The 20,097-nt window shown below is 32.0% G+C and carries 20 protein-coding genes; 8 read left to right on the top strand and 12 right to left on the bottom strand.

Annotation, left to right across the window (positions count from 1 at the left end; all coding sequences use genetic code 11):
• Positions 1-47: 47 nt before the first annotated feature.
• Positions 48-962, bottom strand: a complete 915-nt coding sequence (gene twy1, locus ACZ5LY_RS05520; RefSeq protein ID WP_464578005.1) for a 4-demethylwyosine synthase TYW1 — start codon at positions 960-962, stop codon at positions 48-50.
• Between the two features lie 118 nt (positions 963-1,080).
• On the opposite strand from twy1, the gene ACZ5LY_RS05525 reads away from it, so the two are divergent.
• Together ACZ5LY_RS05525 and ACZ5LY_RS05530 are read left to right on the top strand one after the other, a co-directional pair.
• Complete coding sequence (locus ACZ5LY_RS05525; protein ID WP_013413120.1) at positions 1,081-1,707, top strand: peroxiredoxin; 627 nt, start codon at positions 1,081-1,083, stop codon at positions 1,705-1,707.
• A complete protein-coding gene (locus tag ACZ5LY_RS05530) occupies positions 1,708-2,061 on the top strand; it encodes a class II SORL domain-containing protein (protein ID WP_013413121.1) in 354 nt (117 codons plus the stop codon).
• Positions 2,062-2,116: 55 nt separating this feature from the next.
• Here the strand turns inward: ACZ5LY_RS05530 and ACZ5LY_RS05535 are convergent, their stop codons facing one another.
• The 5 genes from ACZ5LY_RS05535 to ACZ5LY_RS05555 form a co-directional block, all read right to left on the bottom strand.
• Positions 2,117-2,338: a TRAM domain-containing protein gene (locus ACZ5LY_RS05535; RefSeq protein ID WP_013413122.1), complete on the bottom strand. Its 222-nt coding sequence runs from the start codon at positions 2,336-2,338 to the stop codon at positions 2,117-2,119.
• A gap of 256 nt (positions 2,339-2,594) precedes the next feature.
• A complete protein-coding gene (locus ACZ5LY_RS05540) occupies positions 2,595-3,017 on the bottom strand; it encodes a Mov34/MPN/PAD-1 family protein (protein ID WP_013413123.1) in 423 nt (140 codons plus the stop codon).
• Complete coding sequence (locus ACZ5LY_RS05545; RefSeq protein WP_464577318.1) at positions 3,017-3,736, bottom strand: tRNA(His) guanylyltransferase Thg1 family protein; 720 nt, start codon at positions 3,734-3,736, stop codon at positions 3,017-3,019. Before ACZ5LY_RS05545 ends, ACZ5LY_RS05540 begins: the two co-directional genes overlap by 1 nt.
• Complete coding sequence (locus tag ACZ5LY_RS05550; RefSeq protein WP_013413125.1) at positions 3,733-4,500, bottom strand: aspartate dehydrogenase; 768 nt, start codon at positions 4,498-4,500, stop codon at positions 3,733-3,735. Before ACZ5LY_RS05550 ends, ACZ5LY_RS05545 begins: the two co-directional genes overlap by 4 nt.
• Before the next feature lie 2 nt (positions 4,501-4,502).
• A complete protein-coding gene (locus tag ACZ5LY_RS05555) occupies positions 4,503-4,820 on the bottom strand; it encodes a PRC-barrel domain-containing protein (protein ID WP_013413126.1) in 318 nt (105 codons plus the stop codon).
• 316 nt (positions 4,821-5,136) lie between these two features.
• On the opposite strand from ACZ5LY_RS05555, the gene ACZ5LY_RS05560 reads away from it, so the two are divergent.
• The gene (locus ACZ5LY_RS05560; protein WP_464577321.1) at positions 5,137-8,322 is read left to right on the top strand and encodes an LAGLIDADG family homing endonuclease; all 3,186 of its coding nucleotides are present in this window, start codon (positions 5,137-5,139) and stop codon (positions 8,320-8,322) included.
• Positions 8,323-8,338: 16 nt separating this feature from the next.
• The gene (locus ACZ5LY_RS05565) at positions 8,339-8,746 is read left to right on the top strand and encodes a translation initiation factor IF-2 subunit beta (protein WP_013413128.1); all 408 of its coding nucleotides are present in this window, start codon (positions 8,339-8,341) and stop codon (positions 8,744-8,746) included.
• Positions 8,747-8,756: 10 nt separating this feature from the next.
• Here the strand turns inward: ACZ5LY_RS05565 and kdpC are convergent, their stop codons facing one another.
• The 5 genes from kdpC to purD form a co-directional block, all read right to left on the bottom strand.
• Positions 8,757-9,338 (bottom strand): potassium-transporting ATPase subunit KdpC, encoded by a 582-nt coding sequence (gene kdpC, locus ACZ5LY_RS05570; protein WP_013413129.1) that lies wholly within the window; start codon positions 9,336-9,338, stop codon positions 8,757-8,759.
• A gap of 4 nt (positions 9,339-9,342) precedes the next feature.
• On the bottom strand, positions 9,343-11,406 hold the full coding sequence (gene kdpB, locus ACZ5LY_RS05575) for a potassium-transporting ATPase subunit KdpB (protein ID WP_464577323.1): 2,064 nt from the start codon (positions 11,404-11,406) through the stop codon (positions 9,343-9,345).
• Positions 11,407-11,410: 4 nt separating this feature from the next.
• On the bottom strand, positions 11,411-13,114 hold the full coding sequence (gene kdpA / locus ACZ5LY_RS05580; protein WP_464577325.1) for a potassium-transporting ATPase subunit KdpA: 1,704 nt from the start codon (positions 13,112-13,114) through the stop codon (positions 11,411-11,413).
• A gap of 242 nt (positions 13,115-13,356) precedes the next feature.
• The gene (gene argF / locus ACZ5LY_RS05585) at positions 13,357-14,265 is read right to left on the bottom strand and encodes an ornithine carbamoyltransferase (protein WP_013413132.1); all 909 of its coding nucleotides are present in this window, start codon (positions 14,263-14,265) and stop codon (positions 13,357-13,359) included.
• 29 nt (positions 14,266-14,294) lie between these two features.
• Entirely contained in the window at positions 14,295-15,608 is a 1,314-nt protein-coding gene (gene purD / locus ACZ5LY_RS05590; protein ID WP_013413133.1) for a phosphoribosylamine--glycine ligase, read from the bottom strand.
• 67 nt (positions 15,609-15,675) lie between these two features.
• Here purD and ACZ5LY_RS05595 point away from each other — a divergent pair, with 67 nt between their 5' ends.
• Genes ACZ5LY_RS05595 through ACZ5LY_RS05610 form a run of 4 tightly spaced genes read left to right on the top strand, consistent with a single transcriptional unit; the run spans position 15,676 to position 19,889 of the window.
• On the top strand, positions 15,676-17,397 hold the full coding sequence (locus tag ACZ5LY_RS05595) for an acetolactate synthase large subunit (RefSeq protein ID WP_013413134.1): 1,722 nt from the start codon (positions 15,676-15,678) through the stop codon (positions 17,395-17,397).
• A gap of 5 nt (positions 17,398-17,402) precedes the next feature.
• Positions 17,403-17,894, top strand: a complete 492-nt coding sequence (gene ilvN / locus ACZ5LY_RS05600) for an acetolactate synthase small subunit (RefSeq protein WP_013413135.1) — start codon at positions 17,403-17,405, stop codon at positions 17,892-17,894.
• 14 nt (positions 17,895-17,908) lie between these two features.
• Positions 17,909-18,895 (top strand): ketol-acid reductoisomerase, encoded by a 987-nt coding sequence (gene ilvC, locus ACZ5LY_RS05605; protein ID WP_013413136.1) that lies wholly within the window; start codon positions 17,909-17,911, stop codon positions 18,893-18,895.
• Positions 18,896-18,902: 7 nt separating this feature from the next.
• Positions 18,903-19,889, top strand: coding sequence for a methanogenesis marker 12 protein (locus tag ACZ5LY_RS05610; protein ID WP_464577329.1), 987 nt, complete (start codon positions 18,903-18,905; stop codon positions 19,887-19,889).
• On the opposite strand, the gene ACZ5LY_RS05615 is transcribed toward ACZ5LY_RS05610, so the two are convergent.
• A complete protein-coding gene (locus ACZ5LY_RS05615; RefSeq protein ID WP_013413138.1) occupies positions 19,886-20,083 on the bottom strand; it encodes an LSm family protein in 198 nt (65 codons plus the stop codon). The two genes, ACZ5LY_RS05610 and ACZ5LY_RS05615, sit on opposite strands and share 4 nt — an antisense overlap.
• Positions 20,084-20,097 lie beyond the last annotated feature (14 nt).

Raw genomic sequence — 20,097 nt, forward strand, 5'->3', positions numbered from 1 at the left:
TTACTCAAAAAATCAACTTAAAATTAATTAGTTTAGTAACTCAATTATTAACCCAACAAAGCTACCCTACTTCTTTCAGATTTGTCAACGATTTCCATTCCAACTTCTTTAGATATTTCATTGGCAAAATCAAATACTTCTTGGGCTAATGGCATGTTTTCCATTTTTAATCTTTTTCTTGAATAACCTAGATACATATATGCCTTGACCTCAACAAAATCAGGTTCTGCAATTTTAATTAATTCGGCGAATTTATCTGGATAATCCATGTTAATTCCTTTTATTGCAGTTATCCTTATGACCTTCCTACAGTTAAAAGTAGGCATGATTTCTAAAGATTTATTTAATTTTTCCCAGCCATCTTTAACCAATGGACGACAAATTTTAATGTATTTATCTTTATTGGGAGCTTCCAATGAAATATAAAGTTGAGTAGGTTCCTCATTGAGATTCTCTAATCTTTCTGGTAAAAGTCCATTGGTTACTAAGAATGTTGTGAAATTTTTGCGATGAAATTCTTCTATTAACTCATCTATTAAAGGATATAATGTTGGTTCTCCAACGAGTGAGATAGCAGCATTATTAGGATTTTGAGCCTCTAAAACTTTTTTCTTATTTGCTTTTTCGTTTCCAAAAAATCCACATAATAGTGCTCTTTGAGCTTCTATACATCCATCCACTATTTCCTTTGGATCGTCGTAAGATCCTTCCCATTTATATGATTTTGAAATTAAATCTCTCCAACAAAACAAACATCTGTGTTGGCAGAAAAATACACTAGGTGACATTTGTAAACATCTATGGCTTCTTATACCATAAAATTTCTCTTTGTAGCAGACTCCTTCATCTAACAAACTTTTTTTTGTCCATAAACACGTCTTTACAGCAGTATGTTGATTTTTTCCTACAAAATGATACCCCATTTTTTTTAATCTTTCTATTTCTTTTTTTTCCACTCTGATCATCTTCCTCCCAATTTTTTCTTTCTTTATATATATTTTTTGTTTTTTGATAATAAATAAAATTTAAATAAGATATTAAAAAAATATTTGTGTATGTAATAATAAAGAAGTGGTTAAGATGTTAATAGGTGAGAAATTCCCGTCTTTAGATGTTAATACTACCCATGGCAGAATAAAATTGCCAGACTATTTTGATGGTAAGTGGTTCATACTTTTCAGCCATCCTGCAGATTTTACACCAGTATGTACAACAGAATTTGTGGCTTTCCAAAATAAATATGAGGAATTTAAGAAATTAAATTGTGGGTTAATAGGTTTAAGCGTTGATCAAGTCTTTAGCCATATTAAGTGGATAGAGTGGATCAAAGAAAATTTAAACATAGTAATAAAGTTTCCAATAATAGCAGATACAGGAGAAGTTGCAAAAAAATTAAACCTCATACACCCAAAACAAGGTTCAAACACTGTACGAGGAGTATTTATTGTAGATGATAAGTCAGTTATAAGAGCAATGTTGTATTATCCTCAAGAATTAGGGAGAAACATAGATGAAATTCTTAGGATGATAAAGGGTTTTAAAACAATCGAAAAGGAAAAAGTGGCGTTGCCTGCAAACTGGCCTAAAAATGAACTTATTGGTGATAAAAGGATAGTACCTCCTCCATCAAATATAAAAGATGCTGAAAAAAGAAAAGAAACCTATGAATGTTATGATTGGTGGTTCTGTTACAAGAAAGGTGATTAAATGTTCCACAAAATAAATAGGATGAAAGAAAAAACTGAATATGAGATGAAGCATGTTCCACTAATAGAATGTAAAGATTCAACAAAACCTGATGAATTTTTCAATGTAAGGATATCTACAAATGCTCCACATCCAATGGAAAAAGATCATTTTATACAGTGGATAGAATTGTTTGTTGGTCCGGTCTTTTTGGGTAGGGCAGAGTTTACACAATTTACAAAGCCTGATGTAACTTTCGTGGTTAAGGCACCTTCTCCAGGACATGGTGACTATACATTAAGGGCATTGCTTAGATGTAACTTACATGGTGTTTGGGAAAATACAAAGAAAATAAGAATGAAATCTGAAAAATAAGGTATTTAAACCCAATTTTTATTTTTTTTAAAAAAATAAAATAAAAAATAGGGAATTACCCAACTACTTCAGCAAAGGCGTATTTACGTCTTGTAGCATTTATTTTTATTTTAACTTCGTCTCCAACTTTAGTACCTGGGACAAATATCACAAAACCCTCTATACGGGCTATTCCATCTCCATTTCGTCCAAGGTCCTCTATTTTTACGTTATATTCTTCACCCACATTTACGGGTGTAGAATATCTTCTACCTCTACTATATCTACTCTTAGGCAAAGTATTCACATCCCTCTATATTTCCATTTATCTCCGCATTTCTAAGCAGAGACCGTCCCATTTTTCCTCATATAGAGGCATTCAGGGAGGGACACTACCCCCACATGTTAATTCAGAGACACATGTCCTTTTTGGAAATTCTGAGATTTCCATACTAGACATGTGACTCTTCATCTCCACTTACTTTCTATTTTTCACTATTTAAATGTTTGGTTTATGAAGGATATTAGATTTTAATTGAAGTTATCTTGATCAATCAAACAATTTTAAAAATTATTTCCCTGCCATGCATATCGTATCCTGCTATACTTTCAGGAGTATAGGGATATGCGACTATCATATGGAATATCCCATTTTTAGAAAAAAACTCCAGATCTGCCCTTGATGGTCTGTTGTCAGTAGTTGGGTGAGAATGAACAGAGCCATAAATTTTTAGGAATGGAGGTATAGTGAAAGTCCATAAATTGGCACCTTCCTCAGAACTACTTCCAGGAATTATAAATAATCCTGTTATTTTCAGTATTTGATTTTCAATTTTTCCTTGGAGTAGGGCTGCAAACTCTCTTGGATGAGCATTCTTAGAATTCTTAAGTATTTCATTTATTACTTCTTTATTTACCTGTATTTCCATGATTTCTTTTTTATCACCAAATAAGAAACGTAATAACCTATTTATCATCAAAAAAACCTCTTAAAAAAATTTTTATTGAATTTTGGCAAGTCCCAATCTATGAATATTTTTTTACGTTTGGATTTTACTTTTTTATTTAGAACAGGGTTATATCCCTCAACCGTTATACTCTTTTTGTATATTGCAAAACCTCGTCTATGCCAGGTAGGAACTTTTGAAATGTTAATACCTCGTTCAAAAAGAAGGTCATGGATTTCTGCACCTTTCATTCCTTTAAGTTTTTTACTTGCTTTCTTTTTATCCATTTCCTTTCTTAAAGTCCAATATGCATAACTGTTTAAACAATTTCTCCAAGCTTCTTTTTGTCTATCTATGAAATATTTATGTATTAAATTTTTAGGTAATGGGATTACTCTACAATCAAAGGATATTGGCTTTTTAATTTCTTTTCCTTCTTTTATTAAATTTATAGTTACAGAGCTAGAAACAAAACTTGCAAATACAGAATCTAATTTTTCTATTCTTCCTGCAAATGGAACATGTCCAAGTAATACATTAAATTCATCAGAAAAAATATAAATAAACCTTGTAGCAAATTCTTTACACAAAGATATTCCTGCCTTAGCTAAAGCATTGGCTAGAGATTTATCATATGGTTTCTCTAATTTAAGTTCTTCACTAATTCTATGGAAATTTCTCCCATCTATTCTTAAAACAATTTCTGTACAAGGAGCTTTAAGTTTTGAAAATATTTCACATTTTTTCATGTGCCAACACGTATGTTATCACTTAAAATTTTTAGTAAAGTGACTGCTGAATATGCTGCCAAAACACTTGTTTTTGGATTTAATTCACACACAGTGTTTTTTGTTATAGATTTAAACTCTCCAAAATCTCCTTTAACATGGACTTCATGGATATTGTGTTCAACTTCAGGATCTGCAATTATCTTTACATCCGCATCTATTCCAGAGGCTAGACTTAATGCCGCGGCAACGTTAATATTCACTGGAAATTTTTTAACAGCTTCTGAGGATTTCCCTTTAAACACGACCTCCTTTTTTTTGGTCTTAACACCTAACGAAGTAGGTGATTTTCTCGTTATAAGTTTTATTTCTTTTATCTTGCCTAAGGATGCGGCTTTTACACCATCTAAACCAATTATTGCACCGGAAGGTATGTATATATTAGCTCCTGATTCTCTAGATTCCTTTATCAATCTTCTTCTAACTTTCTCATCTAATAGTGCACCCACACTCATAATCAAAACATCTATACCTCTACTAATTATATTGGGCACAATTTCTTTAACTGCCTCCTGAGAAGCAGATTCAATTATCAAATCAACTCCATTGAACATTTCTTCTACCTTTTTTACGGCAGTGCCATTTGTTAAATTTGCTAGCTTCTTAGCTTTTCTAAAATTTCTGTCATAAAAATATTTTAATTTTATTTTTTTGATATCTTGTTTTAAGACAAGGTTAACTATTGTATTTGCAATTGCACCACATCCTATAATCCCACATCTCATGTTTAGATCACTCTTGGTTTTTCTGTCTTTTCTGATGGAGAAATGATAATTATGTCACCTACAGCTTTAACTCTGTCGTAATCTATGTTTATTATTTCATTATCATTTACATAAGTTTCTTTTTCATCAGGAACAATTTTTATGCTTGTTTTTAATACATCTTTAATTCCAACAGTCTTTTTTTCAGGACTTCTAGGATTTGCCATGATAACAGACACTTTACCTTTTTTTAAATTTATAACTACATCTTGTACTCTTCCTACATATTTACCTTGAGATGTGTATATATCTAAACCATAGAGTTTTGATAATTCTATCATTCTTTTTCCCACCTCAAAATAGATATCTTTAAATATAAATTAATGTTTTTTATTCTCAAAATAATTTTTAATAAAATTTTTGAATATTTTCTACACATAACTTGTGCAGAATGTTTTTGTTTTTTAGTCATGTTATAATGTGATTTTAACAGAAAATAGTCTTGGATAAAATAATAAAATCTTTTTAACCAGTGATTTATGATTTTAATCTTTTTGAGAAAATATTTTATTTATGAAAAAAATTTAAATTTAAAAATAAGAAAAATAATGGTGGGAAAGAATAATTTTAAGAAAATAAAATTCAAAAACTAAGAAAATGACAATGAAAAACGAGGAAATAATAAAAAAATTTGAAGAATTTTTCTCATTAAAATATAAAGATGAAGTATATGAAGTTTTGGAGAATTACCCAGACGAAAAATCTATTGTAGTTGACTATGTAGATCTAGAGATGTTTAATATAGATTTAGCTGATTATTTAATTGAAAAGCCTGAAGAATGTATGAGTTGTGCAAAAGAAGCCATTAAACAATTAGATCCTTCAGGAAAAAATCCAGAAATACATGTTAGATTCAAAAATGTTTTTCCACAAGTAAATCTTCGTGATTTAAAAAGTGAATATATTGGTAAATTAGTGTGTGTAGAAGGAATTGTTAGAAAAACTGAAGAAGTACGCCCACGTATAGCTGAAGGAACATTTGTATGTGAAAAATGTTATTCTGTCAAAAAAGTTCCTCAAGAATTCAATAAAATAACTAAACCAGCGAGATGTGAAGAATGTGGTAGCAGGTCATTTAGACTTGAAAAGGAAAATTCAAAATTTGTTGATACACAAACTTTGAAAATACAAGAACCTTTAGAACAGTTAGCAGGTGGAGAACAACCTCGTCAAATTACTCTTGTTTTAGAGGATGATCTTGTTGACATTGTAAGTCCTGGCGATGTGGTTAGAATCACAGGAATTTTAAAAACAATGCATAAAGGTAGAAACAGGTTTAAGAACTTTATTTACGGTAATTATGTCGAATTTATTGAGCAGGAATTTGAAGAAGTCGAAATATCAGAAGAAGATGAGAAAAAAATAAAAGAACTTGCAAAAGATTCAGAGATACGTAAAAAAATTATAAATTCTATTCTACCATCGATCTATGGGCATGAAGAAATTAAAGAAGCAGTAGCATTGCAACTTTTTGGTGGTGTTCCTAAGGAACTTGCTGATGGTACAAGACTTAGAGGAGATATTCACGTATTGATGATTGGAGATCCTGGAATTGGTAAATCACAAATGTTAAAATATGTATCAAAGCTTGCACCAAGAGGCATATACACGAGTGGTAAAGGAACAACGGGTGTGGGATTGACAGCGGCAGCTATACGTGATGAATTTGGTGGATGGTCACTTGAGGCAGGAGCATTAGTTTTGGGAGATAAAGGAGTTGTATGCATCGATGAACTTGATAAAATGCGGGAAGAAGATCGTTCCGCAATCCATGAAGCACTTGAACAGCAAAGTTATCATAAAGATTTCGAAATTCTTCTTGCAAATGGAAGAAAGATGAAAATAGGAAACTTTGTAGATGAACTTATGGAAAAAAATAAAAATAAGATCATTTATGGAAAGGATACTGAGATTTTAATGACAGATGACCTTGACCTTAAAGTAATGGCTTATGACTTGAAAAATTTAAAAATAATTCCAGCCAACGTTAATAAAATAAGCAGGCATAAAGCTCCTGACAAGTTTGTGAAAATAAAATTTGAGAATGGTAGGAATGTCACTGTAACACCTGAGCATCCGTTTGTAGTATGGGACAAGGATATTAAAATTGTACGTGCAGATGAAATTAAGGAAGGCATGGTTGTTTTAGGTGTAAATAATTATGAAATATCTGGAAATTCTAGTATTGATCCAAATATTGCTAAATTTTTGGGATTCATACTTTCAGGAGAATGCACATATAAAGATGGTTTTTATGAAATTGTGTTTAGCAATGCTAATAAAAAATTGCTTGAAGAATTTGAAACCATAGTAAAAAAACTAGGAATTAAATACAACATTTCTAAGAAAAAAGAAGGTCATAAAACTTTTACGGTTAAAATTGCTTCCAAAGAATTTTATCATGATCTTATTACTGAGTTCCCTGAACTTTCCCTGCAATCACAATCTCAAAGATTTACACATGTAAAAGTTCCAAATAAGATTTTAATGAGTTCTAAAAGTGTTAAAAAGGCATTTTTAAATGCTTATTTCAAAAGAAGTGGTTTTGTAGACAACTGTAGAGTTGGTTATTCCACACCTTCAATAAAAATGGCAGAAGATTTACAAGATTTACTTTTAATGATGGGAATTTATTCCTATATTTCAAAAGATGAAAGAACTTATAAAGTTATAATCGATGGGGAAGAAAACATGAAAAAATTTGCTAAGATAATTAAAGATGATTTCCGCATTGGAAGAATTAATGATTTAATAGAGACTTCAGGAAATAAGAATAACCAGGATCAGAATATTTTAGAAAATGAAATTGTTCAGGATATAGAAGACGATGAAAAAGGTGTTAAAATATCAAATAATGAAAGGCAGAGAAATATAAGATTTATTAAAGTTAAAAATGTAAAGTTCGTTGAAAATTCTGACTCAAAATGGGTTTATGATATAACTGTTGAACCACATCATCTATTTGTCTCACATGGTATAGTATTACATAATTCAATAAGCATTGCTAAAGCAGGGATAATGGCAACCCTAAATTCACGTTGTTCTGTTTTGGCAGCTGCAAACCCAAAATTTGGAAGATTCGACAGGTATAAATCTATATCTGAACAAATTAATTTACCTTCAACAATATTGTCTAGATTTGATTTAATTTTTGTAATTGAAGATTTACCAAATAAAGATAGAGATCGTAGGTTAGCAGAACATGTCCTTAAAATCCACCAGGCTAGAGATATAAAGCCTGAAATTGATCCAGAGTTATTAAGAAAATATATAGCATATGCAAGAAAATATATCAAGCCAAAACTGACAAAAGATGCTAGAGAAGTTATAGAAGATTTCTATGTTTCAATGCGTTCTAAAGGGTTGGAAGAAGATTCACCAGTTCCAATAACAGTAAGGCAATTAGAGTCTATTGTAAGACTTGCAGAAGCTTCTGCCAGAATGAAACTTAAAGACAAAGTTGAAGTTGAAGATGCTAAAAGAGCAATAAGACTTGTCGAAGCATGTTTAAAACAACTTGGATATGATCCAGAAACAGGTAAAATAGATATAGACAAGGTTGAAGGTAGAACTCCAAAATCAAAAAGAGATAAATATAATGCAGCTTTAGAACTCATAAAAGAGTTAGAAGACGAATATGAATCAGTTCCAGAATCTATGATAATCTCTGAGATGAATGAGAGATATAATATAGATGAAAATGAAACTAAGGAAATACTTAAGACATTGAGAGACAAAGGAATGATATATAAAGATAGAGATGGAGGTTTCGGAACTGTATAAAAAAGGAGGTTAAAAAATGGATTATGAAAAATTACTTGATAGAGCCATAGATCAGTTACCACCAGAAGTTTTTGAAACAAAACGATTTAAGGTACCTAAAGCTCATGTAGTTATACAAGGAAATAGAACTTTTATTACAAATTTCAAAAAAATTGCAAATTCCCTAAATAGAGATCCACAACAATTTCTAAAATATTTATTAAGAGAATTAGGTACTGCAGGAAATATAGAAGGCGACAGGGCAATATTACAGGGTAAAATATCAATATCTCTAATTAATAGACGAATAAAAGAATATATAGACAAATACGTTATGTGTCCGGAATGTAATAGACCAGATACAAGAATAATTAAGGAAGGCAGAGTACTGATGTTAAAATGTGAAGCTTGTGGTGCTAAAGCCCCTCTCAGAAAACTAAAATAGCTAAATTTTTTTATTTTTGTTTTTTACCATATAATTCGTCTAAAGCTAGGTTTAATTTCATTATATTTACAACTTCTCTATCAGCTCCAAGTGGTTTTTCTGCAAATCTATATATAAGTTTTACAACTTCAACTTCAGAAATTCCTCTTGCTTTTGCAACTCTAGGTGCTTGTAATAATGCTGAATCTACAGATATGTATGGCTCAAAACCACTACCTGATGTTGTGACAATGTCTGAAGGTATCGGCATGTTTTTTGGTAAAGAATTTTCAGTTCTTACCTTATTTAGCCTATCTTTAACCTCGTCAATAAGTTTTTTATTCGTGGGGCCAAGATTACTTCCACTTGAATTACATACATTGTAATCACAAGCTGAAGGTCTTGGATGGAAATATTGAGGCCCTGTAAAATTTTGTGCTATCAGTTCTGATCCTATAACAGTGCCATTTTTTATGATTAGACTTCCTTGTGATTGTTTTGGAAATAGTACTTGTCCAATTGCTGTAACTATTGAAGGATAAACAATGCCTGTAATTAATGTAAAGAGAATGTAAAGTAGGATTCCTATTTTTATTTCATTCATGATTTTCATGTTTTTAGCCTCCTAATCCAAGAGATACTAGTAGAATATCTATCAATTTGATTCCTACAAATGGTGCTATCAATCCACCGACACCATATATCAGTATGTTACGTATAAGCATTTGTGAAGGTGATAAACCTGGACGCAACCTTACACCTCTTAAGGCAAGAGGGATTAATAGTGGTATAATAATTGCATTGAAAATAACAGCAGACAAGACCGCACTTGTAGGCGTTGTAAGACCCATTATATTCAAAACTGCTAGTTCGGGGTATTTATGTGAAAATATGGCAGGTAAAATTGCAAAATATTTTGCAACGTCGTTTGTCACACTGAATGTTGTCATTGCACCTCTTGTTATCAATATCTCTTTTCCTACTTCTACAACTTTTATAATTTTTGATGGAGTGGAATCTAAATCAACCATGTTAGCTGCTTCCTTTGCTGCGGACGTACCTGAGCTCATTGCAATTGCTACATCTGCTTTTGCAAGAGCTGGCGCATCATTTGTTCCATCTCCTATCATTGCAACTATGTGTCTTTCTTCTTTTGATTCATATTTTTCTACAATTTTTAATTTGGTTTCAGGTTTAGCATTGGCAATGAAATCATCTACACCTACTTTTTTTGCTATTGCTTTTGCAGTTATTGGATTATCTCCTGTTATCATTATGGTTTTAATGCCCATTTTTTTCATTAAAGATAATTTATCTTTTACACCTTTCTTTATCACATCTTCAAGTCTTATGATACCTAATGCTCTATGATCATCTGCCACTAATATGGGTGTTTCACCTCTAGATGAAATTTCTTTAACGATCTTGTCTATTTCATCTTCAGGTAAGTAGCCGCCATTTTTTAAAACGAACTCTTTTACAGCATCTATAGCTCCCTTCCTTATTTTACGATTACCAATGTTTACACCACTCATTCTAGTTTCCGGTGTAAATGGAATAAATTTGGCTGTTGGCGGCACTTTAATATCATGCCTTATATTTAGTTCTTTTTTTGCTAATTCAACTATGCTTTTCCCTTCTGGTGTTTCATCTGCCAAAGATGCTAATAAAGATGCCCAAACTAAATCACTTTTTCTTACATTATTTAGTGGTATAAATTCTGTTGCTTTTCTACTTCCATGTGTTATTGTCCCTGTTTTGTCGAGTAACATAACATCTACATCGCCTGCCGCTTCAATGGCTCTACCACTCAAAGCAATGACATTATGTTTTAAAAGCCTATTCATGCCCGCAATCCCTATTGCTGGTAATAATGCTCCAATTGTTGTAGGCATAAGACACACTAGTAATGATATCAAAACAGGTATTGTGGTTGCAACGCCCATGTAACTTGCAAATGCTGGTAATGTACCAACTACAGCAATAAACGTGATTGTTAGACCTATAAGTAACACTTCTAAAGCTTTTTCATTTGGTGTTTTTTCTCTTTCAGCACTTTCTACCATTTTTATCATTCTGTTAACGAAACTCTCTTCAGGATCAACAGTTATTTTAACTTTTATTTTTCCAGAAAGTACTTTAGTTCCACCAACTACTCCACATCTATCTCCACCAGATTCCCTAATAACAGGTGTAGATTCGCCAGTTACAGGTGATTCATCTATAAGTGCTTTACCCTCTATTATATCTCCATCCATTGGAATTATATCTTTTTCCTCGACTAAAACTATATCTCCTTTTTTAAGTTTTGACGCAGGTATTTCTATTATTTTTCCGTTTTCATCTAATTTTTTAGCTAAAACCTCTCTAGTTTTTTTCAATGATTCTGACCTGGCCTTCCCTTGAATTTCAGCTAATGATTCAGCAAAATTTGCAAATATTACTGTAAACCATAACCATAATGTGATTTGAAGGTTAAATAAGAAATTTGTACCTAAAAGCATGTCATGTATTGTTAAAAATGTGGTTATAATTGCCCCAACTTCTACAATAAACATTACAATATTTTTGATCATGACAAGTGGATTTAAATTAATAATCGCTTGCTTTAAAGCACTCATCATTAATTCTTTTTGAAACAAGGACTCTTTAGGTAATTTTGTTTTTACCGTCCTAATCACCTCCTCACATGAAAACCTTGCCTTCTTGGAGGAATAAATGTTCAAGGCCAGGTCCTAATGTTAATATTGGGAAGAATGTAAGTGCACCAACAATTATTATCACAGATATAAGCATTATGACAAAAACTGGGTTTGTTGTTGGAAATGATACTGCTGTTGCAGGTATTTTTCCTTTTTTTGCTAATGCACTTCCTATTGCGATTCCAGGAATTAGACTTAAATATCTGGCTACTAACATTCCAATGCCTGTTGTTATATTATAGAATAATGTATCGTTATTTAATCCTGCAAAAGCAGATCCATTGTTGGCATGTGCTGAAAAGTATGCATATAAAATTTCACTTAATCCATGTGCTGAAGGATTACCTAAACTTGATAATCCATATGGAGTTGTTGCTGCAATTGCAGCAAGGGTTAACATACTAACATTTATTCCAACTATTCCAATTACAGCCATTTTCATTTCAAATATCCCTAATTTTTTTCTCAAGAATTCAGGAGTTCTTCCTATCATTAAACCTACAATAAACATAGTTAATATTATATAGTAAAGCATGAGAACTAATCCTACACCACATCCACCAAAAATATTGCTTACACCCATGAGAAACATGTACATCATTCCTGTGAGTGGCATGTCACTGTCATGCATATGATTTACAGCGCCACATTCAATTCCAGTTGTTTGTATTCCAAATAATACTGAAGGTGTTACACCAAAACGTACTTCTTTACCTTCTAAATTTTCACCTGTAACTCCAATTTTTTCTAATAATGGATTTAGCTTATATTCTGACCATAAAGCTAATGCGAGAGCCATTGATATGATTACCATTACTGCAACATAAATTGCAATCCCTTGCCTGCTATTTCTAATTAAGTATCCAAACATGAAAATTTGGGCTGCTGGTATTAATGAAAATAACAAGGTTTCTGCAAAGTTTGTATATATATTTGGATTTTCAAAAGGATGTGCAGAATTTGTTCCGAAAAATCCTCCACCGTTAGTTCCAAGTATTTTAATTGCTTCTTGAGATGCTACAGGGCCCAAAGCTATAATCTGTTTACCACCTTCAAAAGTTTTAGCTGTAATATATGGACTAAATGTTTGAATTACTCCTTGGGAAATTAAAAACAGTGCAAAAATAATGCATAAAGGTAATAAAACATACAATGTCATTCTTGTAACATCTACCCAAAAATTACCTATTTTATCAGTATTACTACGTATAAAACCTCTTATAAATGCGAGAAGTGGTGCCATTCCTGCAGCTGCAGAAAGAAAATTATGCACTGTTAGCCCTATCATCTGTGTCAAGTAACTCATTGTATTTTCTCCTGCATATGCCTGCCAATTAGTATTGGTCATAAAAGAAATTGCAGTATTTAGTGCAGTATCCCATCTAACTGGTGGGAACCCCTGTGGATTAAGAGGTAAAAATGCTTGAATTTCTTGTAATAAAAACAATGCTGTCAACATGACTGTATTGAAAATTGTGAATGCAATGGCATATTCTTTCCAATTCATTTCTCTCTTCTCATCTATATTACATATTTTGTAAATAAAATTCTCTATAGGACGTACAATGGGAGTAATGAATGTTTTTTTTCCTGTAAAAACTCTTGCCATGTATTTACCTAAAGGCCATGCAAGAAATGTGAGTAATATGTAAAAAGCAATGATGTATGTGATGTTATCAGCATTCATAAATTTTTCACCCCCTATACACAAGAATGTAAAATGAAAATTGTTAGTTTTTTTCCAGTATTTACTTAAGATCTGGAATATGGCTAATTGACTATATCCTATATATAGTTTTTGGTAAATTTTGTATCATAAAAAACTTTCGCAAATTTTATAAGGTGTAGAAAATTTTTAAGAAAAATTAAGAACTTTTCTTTTGTAAAATAAATTTAAGAACAAAATAAACTTGATTTTAATATTTTTATTTATGGTTCTTTAAATATTTTATAAAGAATTGCTTTTTGTGTATGAAGACGATTTTCTGCTTGATCCCAGACAACAGAATTTGGACCATCTATAACATCACTGGTTGTTTCTTCACCTCTAACTGCTGGAAGGCAGTGCATAAATATTGCATCTTCCTTTGCATGACTCATTAGTTTCTTATTAACCTGATATTTTTTAAATGCTTTCAATCTAGTTTTACGTTCATTTTCTTGCCCCATGCTAATCCACACATCTGTATAAACAACGTCTGCGCCTTTGACAGCTTCAATGGCATCTGAAGTGATATTTATTTTTGCTCCTGTTTTTTTAGCAATTTTTAATGCCTTATTTACGATTTTATTTGAAGGTTCATAACCTTTAGGTGAAGCTACTGAAATATCAATGCCTAATATAGAAGATATCAGAATTAAAGAATTACAAACATTGTTCCCATCTCCAACAAAAGCCAATTTAATATTAAATCCACCTTTATATTCTTTTATGGTTTGCATGTCTGCAAGTGCCTGACATGGATGTTCCTCATCTGTTAAACCATTTATCACAGGAATAGTAGAATGTTTGGCTAGCTCAATAACATCTTTATGTCTGTTTGCTCTAATCATTATTCCATCTACATATCTACTCATAACTTTTGCAGTATCTGCTATTAATTCACCTCTTCCTAATTGTAATTCTGAAGAAGGTAAATAAAGAGCATTGCCCCCTAATTGTAACACTGCTACCTCAAATGAAACTCTAGTCCTTGTTGATGGTTTTTCAAAAATCATTGCAAGGACTTTATCTTTTAAAACTTTTTCTTTTATTTTTCCATTTTTAAACTTTTCAGCTATGTCTATTAATTCTTCGACTTCATCTTTAATATCACAAACAGATAAAACATGTTTCATGTTTTCTCCTCCAAAAAAATAAAAAAATGTTATTCTTTTCTTAGGGAATTCATATGTTCAATTCTTTTTTCAATTAATTCACGAGTGCCAATATCTCTCCTATGGTAAACTTTACCTTCAACATAATTAGTTGCTTTTTCACAAAGTCTTTCAGCCTTGTATATACTATCTCCTTCTGCTACCAATCCTAAAGATCTAGAAGATGTCATGTAAATTTTATTATTTTTCTGAGTTACAGATGCATAATACAATTTTACACCTAATTTTGAAATTTCCTTTTCATTTATCTTTATTGGATGACCAGCAAATTTTGTTTTTGGATATCCTTCTGGAACTATATATTTACACACAGTTGCTTTTTTTCTAAAATCTGCTTTTTTCAAATTACCATCTACTATTCTCTCACATATTTCTAAAAAACTATCTTTGAGCAATGGTAAAACATTCATTGCTTCAGGATCACCAAATCTAGCGTTATATTCTACAATTTTTGGACCATCTGCACATAACATAAATTGCCCATATAGTATACCCTTATATGGCCCAACTTCTTTGTTTATAGCCTTTAAAGTATTTTTCATTATTTTAACAGCTTTGTTATATTCATCACGTCTTAAAAATGGCAGCAACCCATCTTTATCAGAGTATGAACCCATACCTCCAGTTATAGGTCCAGTATCTCCCTCAAAAGCATGTGGATGATCTTGAACTGCAGGCATTGGGACCAATTTTTTACCATCACAAAAAGCTTGCAACGTGAATTCTTCACCTAACAATCTTTCTTCAATTATTACTTTTGAATATCCTCCTATTTTATTTTCAATTACTTGTTTAGCATATTGCTTGGCTTCTTCATTGTCTTTCAAATGTTCTCCAACAACTTTTACACCTTTTCCACCCGTGAGCCCAACTGGTTTAACAGCTACATCTTTGTCAAAATTATCAAGGAATTCACAAACTTCTTCGTAATTATCAAATACGCGGTAAAATACAGAACCTTCTATATCATATTTGTCAAATAATTTTCGCATGAAAAACTTATTTGTTTCTATTTTTGCAGCATCTTTGGTAGGACCAACACAATCTATCCCGGCCTTCATCAATTCATCAACAATTCCTTTTTCTAGAGGAGATTCCGGTCCGATGACTGCAATGTCTATGTTATTTTTTAAAGCAAAGTCTCTAATTTTTTCTACATTGTTTTCATCCATTATTTTATATTCTGAAATTCGTGCTATCCCCGGATTTAAATTGCTCATAACAGAATAAATCTCTGCTTCTCCATGTAACGATTCACATATTACATGTTCTCGTGCTCCACCACCAACTACTAGTACTTTCATGAACATAACCTCCTTATATATAATTATAAACTTAAGGATTAATAAGGCATGAAACAGAGGTGTCAGCATGAATGGAGGGGAAGCATTAGTCAAATCATTGATTGACCAGGGTACAAAAATTGTTTTTGGATACCCTGGCGGAGCAGTTTTACCTCTATATGATGTAATATTTGATTCAGAGTTGGAACATATATTAGTTAGGCATGAACAATGTGCGGCACATGCAGCAGATGGTTATGCTCGTGCCTCAGGTAAAGTAGGAGTATGTATAGCCACTTCAGGCCCTGGTGCAACAAATTTAGTTACAGGTATAGCTACAGCATATATGGATTCTTCACCTATTATAGCTATTACTGGACAAGTTCCAACAAACATGATAGGTAACGATGCATTTCAAGAAGTTGATATAATAGGAATAACAATGCCAATTACTAAACACAGTTTTAGGCCAAATCATCCTGATGAAATACCTCCAATTATACGTTCTGCATTCAAGTTAGCATCAACAGGTAGACCAGGGCCAATTGTAATAGATTTACCAAAAGATATTCAAGAAGGAGAATTAAGTAAATATCAGGACAAGGGATTAGAATTACCAGGTTATAACCCAACAATAGAAGGTCATCCACTACAAGTGAAAAGAGCTGCCGAAGCTATATGTAAATCTGAAAGGCCAATCATTCTGGCAGGTGGGGGAGTTATAATATCCAATGCTTCAGAAGAAATAAAAACTCTTTCAAGAATTATTAATGCTCCAGTTACAACGACATTACTAGGTAAAGGAGCTATACCTGAAGATGACCCTATGTCTATAGGAATGTTAGGCATGCACGGAAGAAAAGTAGCAAATTTAGCTGTAAATGAATCTGATTGTATTATTGCAGTAGGATGTAGATTTTCAGACCGTACAACTGGCGATGTAAATAAATTTGCACCTAATGCTAAAATAATACACATAGACATTGATCCTGCAGAAATTTCAAAAAATATAGAAGCAGATATTCCAATTGTAGGCGATGCAAAAACAGTCTTAAGACAAATAATAAATTGTTTAAAAAACAAAAAAGTTAATCCAGCCACTAAAAAATGGTTAAATGAAATAATTCAAAATAAAGAAAAATATAAACCTAAAATGGATTTTGAATCCATACCTTTAAAGCCACAAAGAGTTGTAAAAGAACTTTCTGAAGCAATTAATAAAGACACTATAATAACAGCAGATGTTGGTCAAAATCAAATGTGGATGGCACACTTCTTTAATGCAAGAGGCCCAAGAACATTTATTTCGTCAGGTGGATTAGGCACAATGGGATTTGGATTTCCGGCAGCTTTAGGTGCAAAGGTAGCAAAACCTGAAAACAGTGTTGTTGCTGTTTGTGGCGATGGTGGATTTTTAATGACTTGTCAAGATTTAGCAACTATAAGGGAATATGATATTCCATTGGTTATTTGCATAATGGACAACAGATATTTAGGTATGGTTGCACAATGGCAAAAATTGTTTTATGATAGAAGGTTATCTCATTCTTATTTAGGTGAAGTTCCAGATTTCGTAGAGCTAGCAGAATCTTTTAAAATCAATGCTGAACGTGTAGAAAAACCTGGAGAAGTTAAAGAAGCTGTGAAACATGCAATTAAGTCAGGAGAACCTACTGTATTAGATATCATAATCGACCCCGAGGAAATATTACCAATGGTTCCACCAGGTCATGGATTAACAGAAATAATCGGAGAAAAAGAAAATTTTAAAAAAACTAGTGAAAAAGAAAGTAAAAAGGTAAGGGCGTGATTTAGATGCGTACTCATACAATATCTGCGTTGGTAGAACATAAACCAGGAGTTTTACAAAGAATATCTGGTTTATTTACTAGAAGAGGTTATAATATTGAAAGCATAACCGTGGGAGAATCTGAAAATCCAGAGTTGGCAAGAATGACTATAATAGTTAAAGGAGATGAAAAAGTATTAGAACAAATCACAAAACAATTAAATAAGCTTGTAGACGTTATAAAAGTTAGAGATTTAGATCCAAAAACTACAGTGATGAGAGAATTATGTTTAATAAAAGTACATGCACCTGATGAATCTTCACGTTCAGAAGTAATACAATATGCTAATATATTTAGAGGTAGAATAGTTGATGTAAGTCCTGAAACATTGACAGTAGAAGTCACAGGGGATCCTGAAAAGATAAATGCATTAATTTCTTTATTAGAATCTTTTGGTATAAAAGAATTGGCTAGAACAGGCCCTACTGCTATTTCAAGAGGTAAAAAAACTATATAAAAGGAGGGATCATCATGAAAATTTATCATGAAAAGGATATAGATATGGGAGTACTTGAGGATAAAACTATTGCAGTAATTGGATATGGTAGTCAAGGTAGAGCACAGGCATTAAATATGCGTGATAGTGGGTTAAATGTAATAGTTGGTGTTAGAAAAGATGGTAAGTCATGGAATATCGCCAAAAATGATGGTATGGAAGTAACAACAATTGAAGATGCTTCCAAGAGGGCTGACATTGTTCATGTTTTAATACCTGATGAAGTTCAACCAAAAGTTTATGAAAAATACATAAAATCAGGACTTGAAGATGGAAACACTCTTTCATTTTCTCATGGATATAATATTCATTTTAAAAACATAATTCCTCCTAAGAACGTAAATGTTACAATGATAGCTCCTAAAGGACCGGGAGCAATGGTACGACGTACTTATAAAGAAGGATTTGGAATTCCAGCATTAGTCGCCGTTGAAGTAGATGTAACAGGAGATGCGTTAGATCAAGCACTTGCAATGGGTAAAGCATGTGGCTTTGCTAGGGCAGGTATATTAAGAACGACGTTCAAAGAAGAAACAGAAACAGATTTGTTTGGTGAACAGGTTGTATTATGTGGTGGTGTAACTGAACTTATAAAAGCAGCGTTTGATACTTTAGTTGAGGCTGGTTATCAACCAGAAATAGCTTATTTTGAGACATGCCATGAACTCAAGTTAATAATAGATTTAATATATGAAAAGGGATTGACAGGAATGTGGAAAAACGTAAGTAATACTGCAGAGTATGGAGGTTTAACAAGAAGAGAAAGAGTTATATCCCAAGAAGTACGCAATGAAATGAAGAAAATACTCAAAGAAATACAAAAAGGTGAATTTGCAAGAGAGTGGGCATTAGAAAATCAAGTTGGTAGACCTGTCCTCAAGCGACTAAGAGAGATTGAAAAAGAATTAAAAATAGAAAAAGTAGGATCAAAACTTAGAAAACTCTGTGGATTAGAAAAGTAGGTGGAATATGGTATTTGTTGGTATGGATCATGGTACAACTGGTATTTCTTTTGCTATTTTAAATTTTGATGAATTTAAATATTTTAAATTACGTAGAGATTTACTTTCAAAAGGTAAAATTTCGGCATTGGAAGAACTTTCAAAAAGAGTAGATTTAGATGAAATAAAATTAATGGCAGTCACATATGCTATGGGTGATGGAATAAATAAAATTCAATCATTAGATAAAGTTGAAAATCGTGGCATATTATCAATTAAAGGTGCAGGGAAAGTAACTGGTGGTGGAACAAAAGTATTTGATGAAATAAAAAATTCTAAGATACCTGCAATATTGATACCAGGTATTCATCGAAGGCTCCCGTGCTTAGATGAAAGATTTAAAGCTGCATATTCTCATCATGCAAGCGCAGAAAAAGTTAGTATTTGTTATAATGCATATCTAGAGACTGGTTGGAAAAACATGATTGTCAGCGATATAAGTTCTAACACTGTCAGTATATTATTACAAGATGGTGAGATAAAGGGTGGAATAGATGCATGTCTAGGTGCTATGGGTGTAATTCATGGCCCTTTAGATCTTGAAATGATTCGTAAAATCGATAGTGGAATTAAAACTGCCAATGAATGTTTTTCGCAAGCTGGTGCAATTAAAATAGCAAAAATAAATACAAAAGTATATCTTGCAAAAGATGAATTATGGAAAAGATTTAAAAAAGGCGATAAAAGAGCAAAATTAGCAATTGAAACGATGAAGATGACAATTGAAATGGAAATACATGGATTAGCAGGAATATCTGATGAACTAGATGGAATAGTGTTGACAGGTTCTATGGTTGATTACAAAGAATTCTATAATTCTTTAAAAGATAAATTAAATGATTTAGCACCTGTAAAAAGACTTTCAGCAGCCTCAGGTTGTGTAGGCAGTGCTCAAATAGCAAGAGATGTTTACAATGGAAAAAGAAATATATTAGGTATAGAAGTTGATCTCTAATCTGGTTTTGATATTAACATCACTTTACTACCTTTGATAAATTGTATACCTTCCTCTGTCTCTATAACTGTATTAAAGTAATTATCTATTGCAATTATTCTTCCTTTCATTTCTTCATTATTTTTAAGAATTATTAAAACTTCTTTATCTTTAAATTTTAAAAATTTAGGATCAACATAAAATTCGTTTTCCATATTTTTACACCTTT

This window comes from Methanothermus sociabilis, from assembly GCF_055392295.1.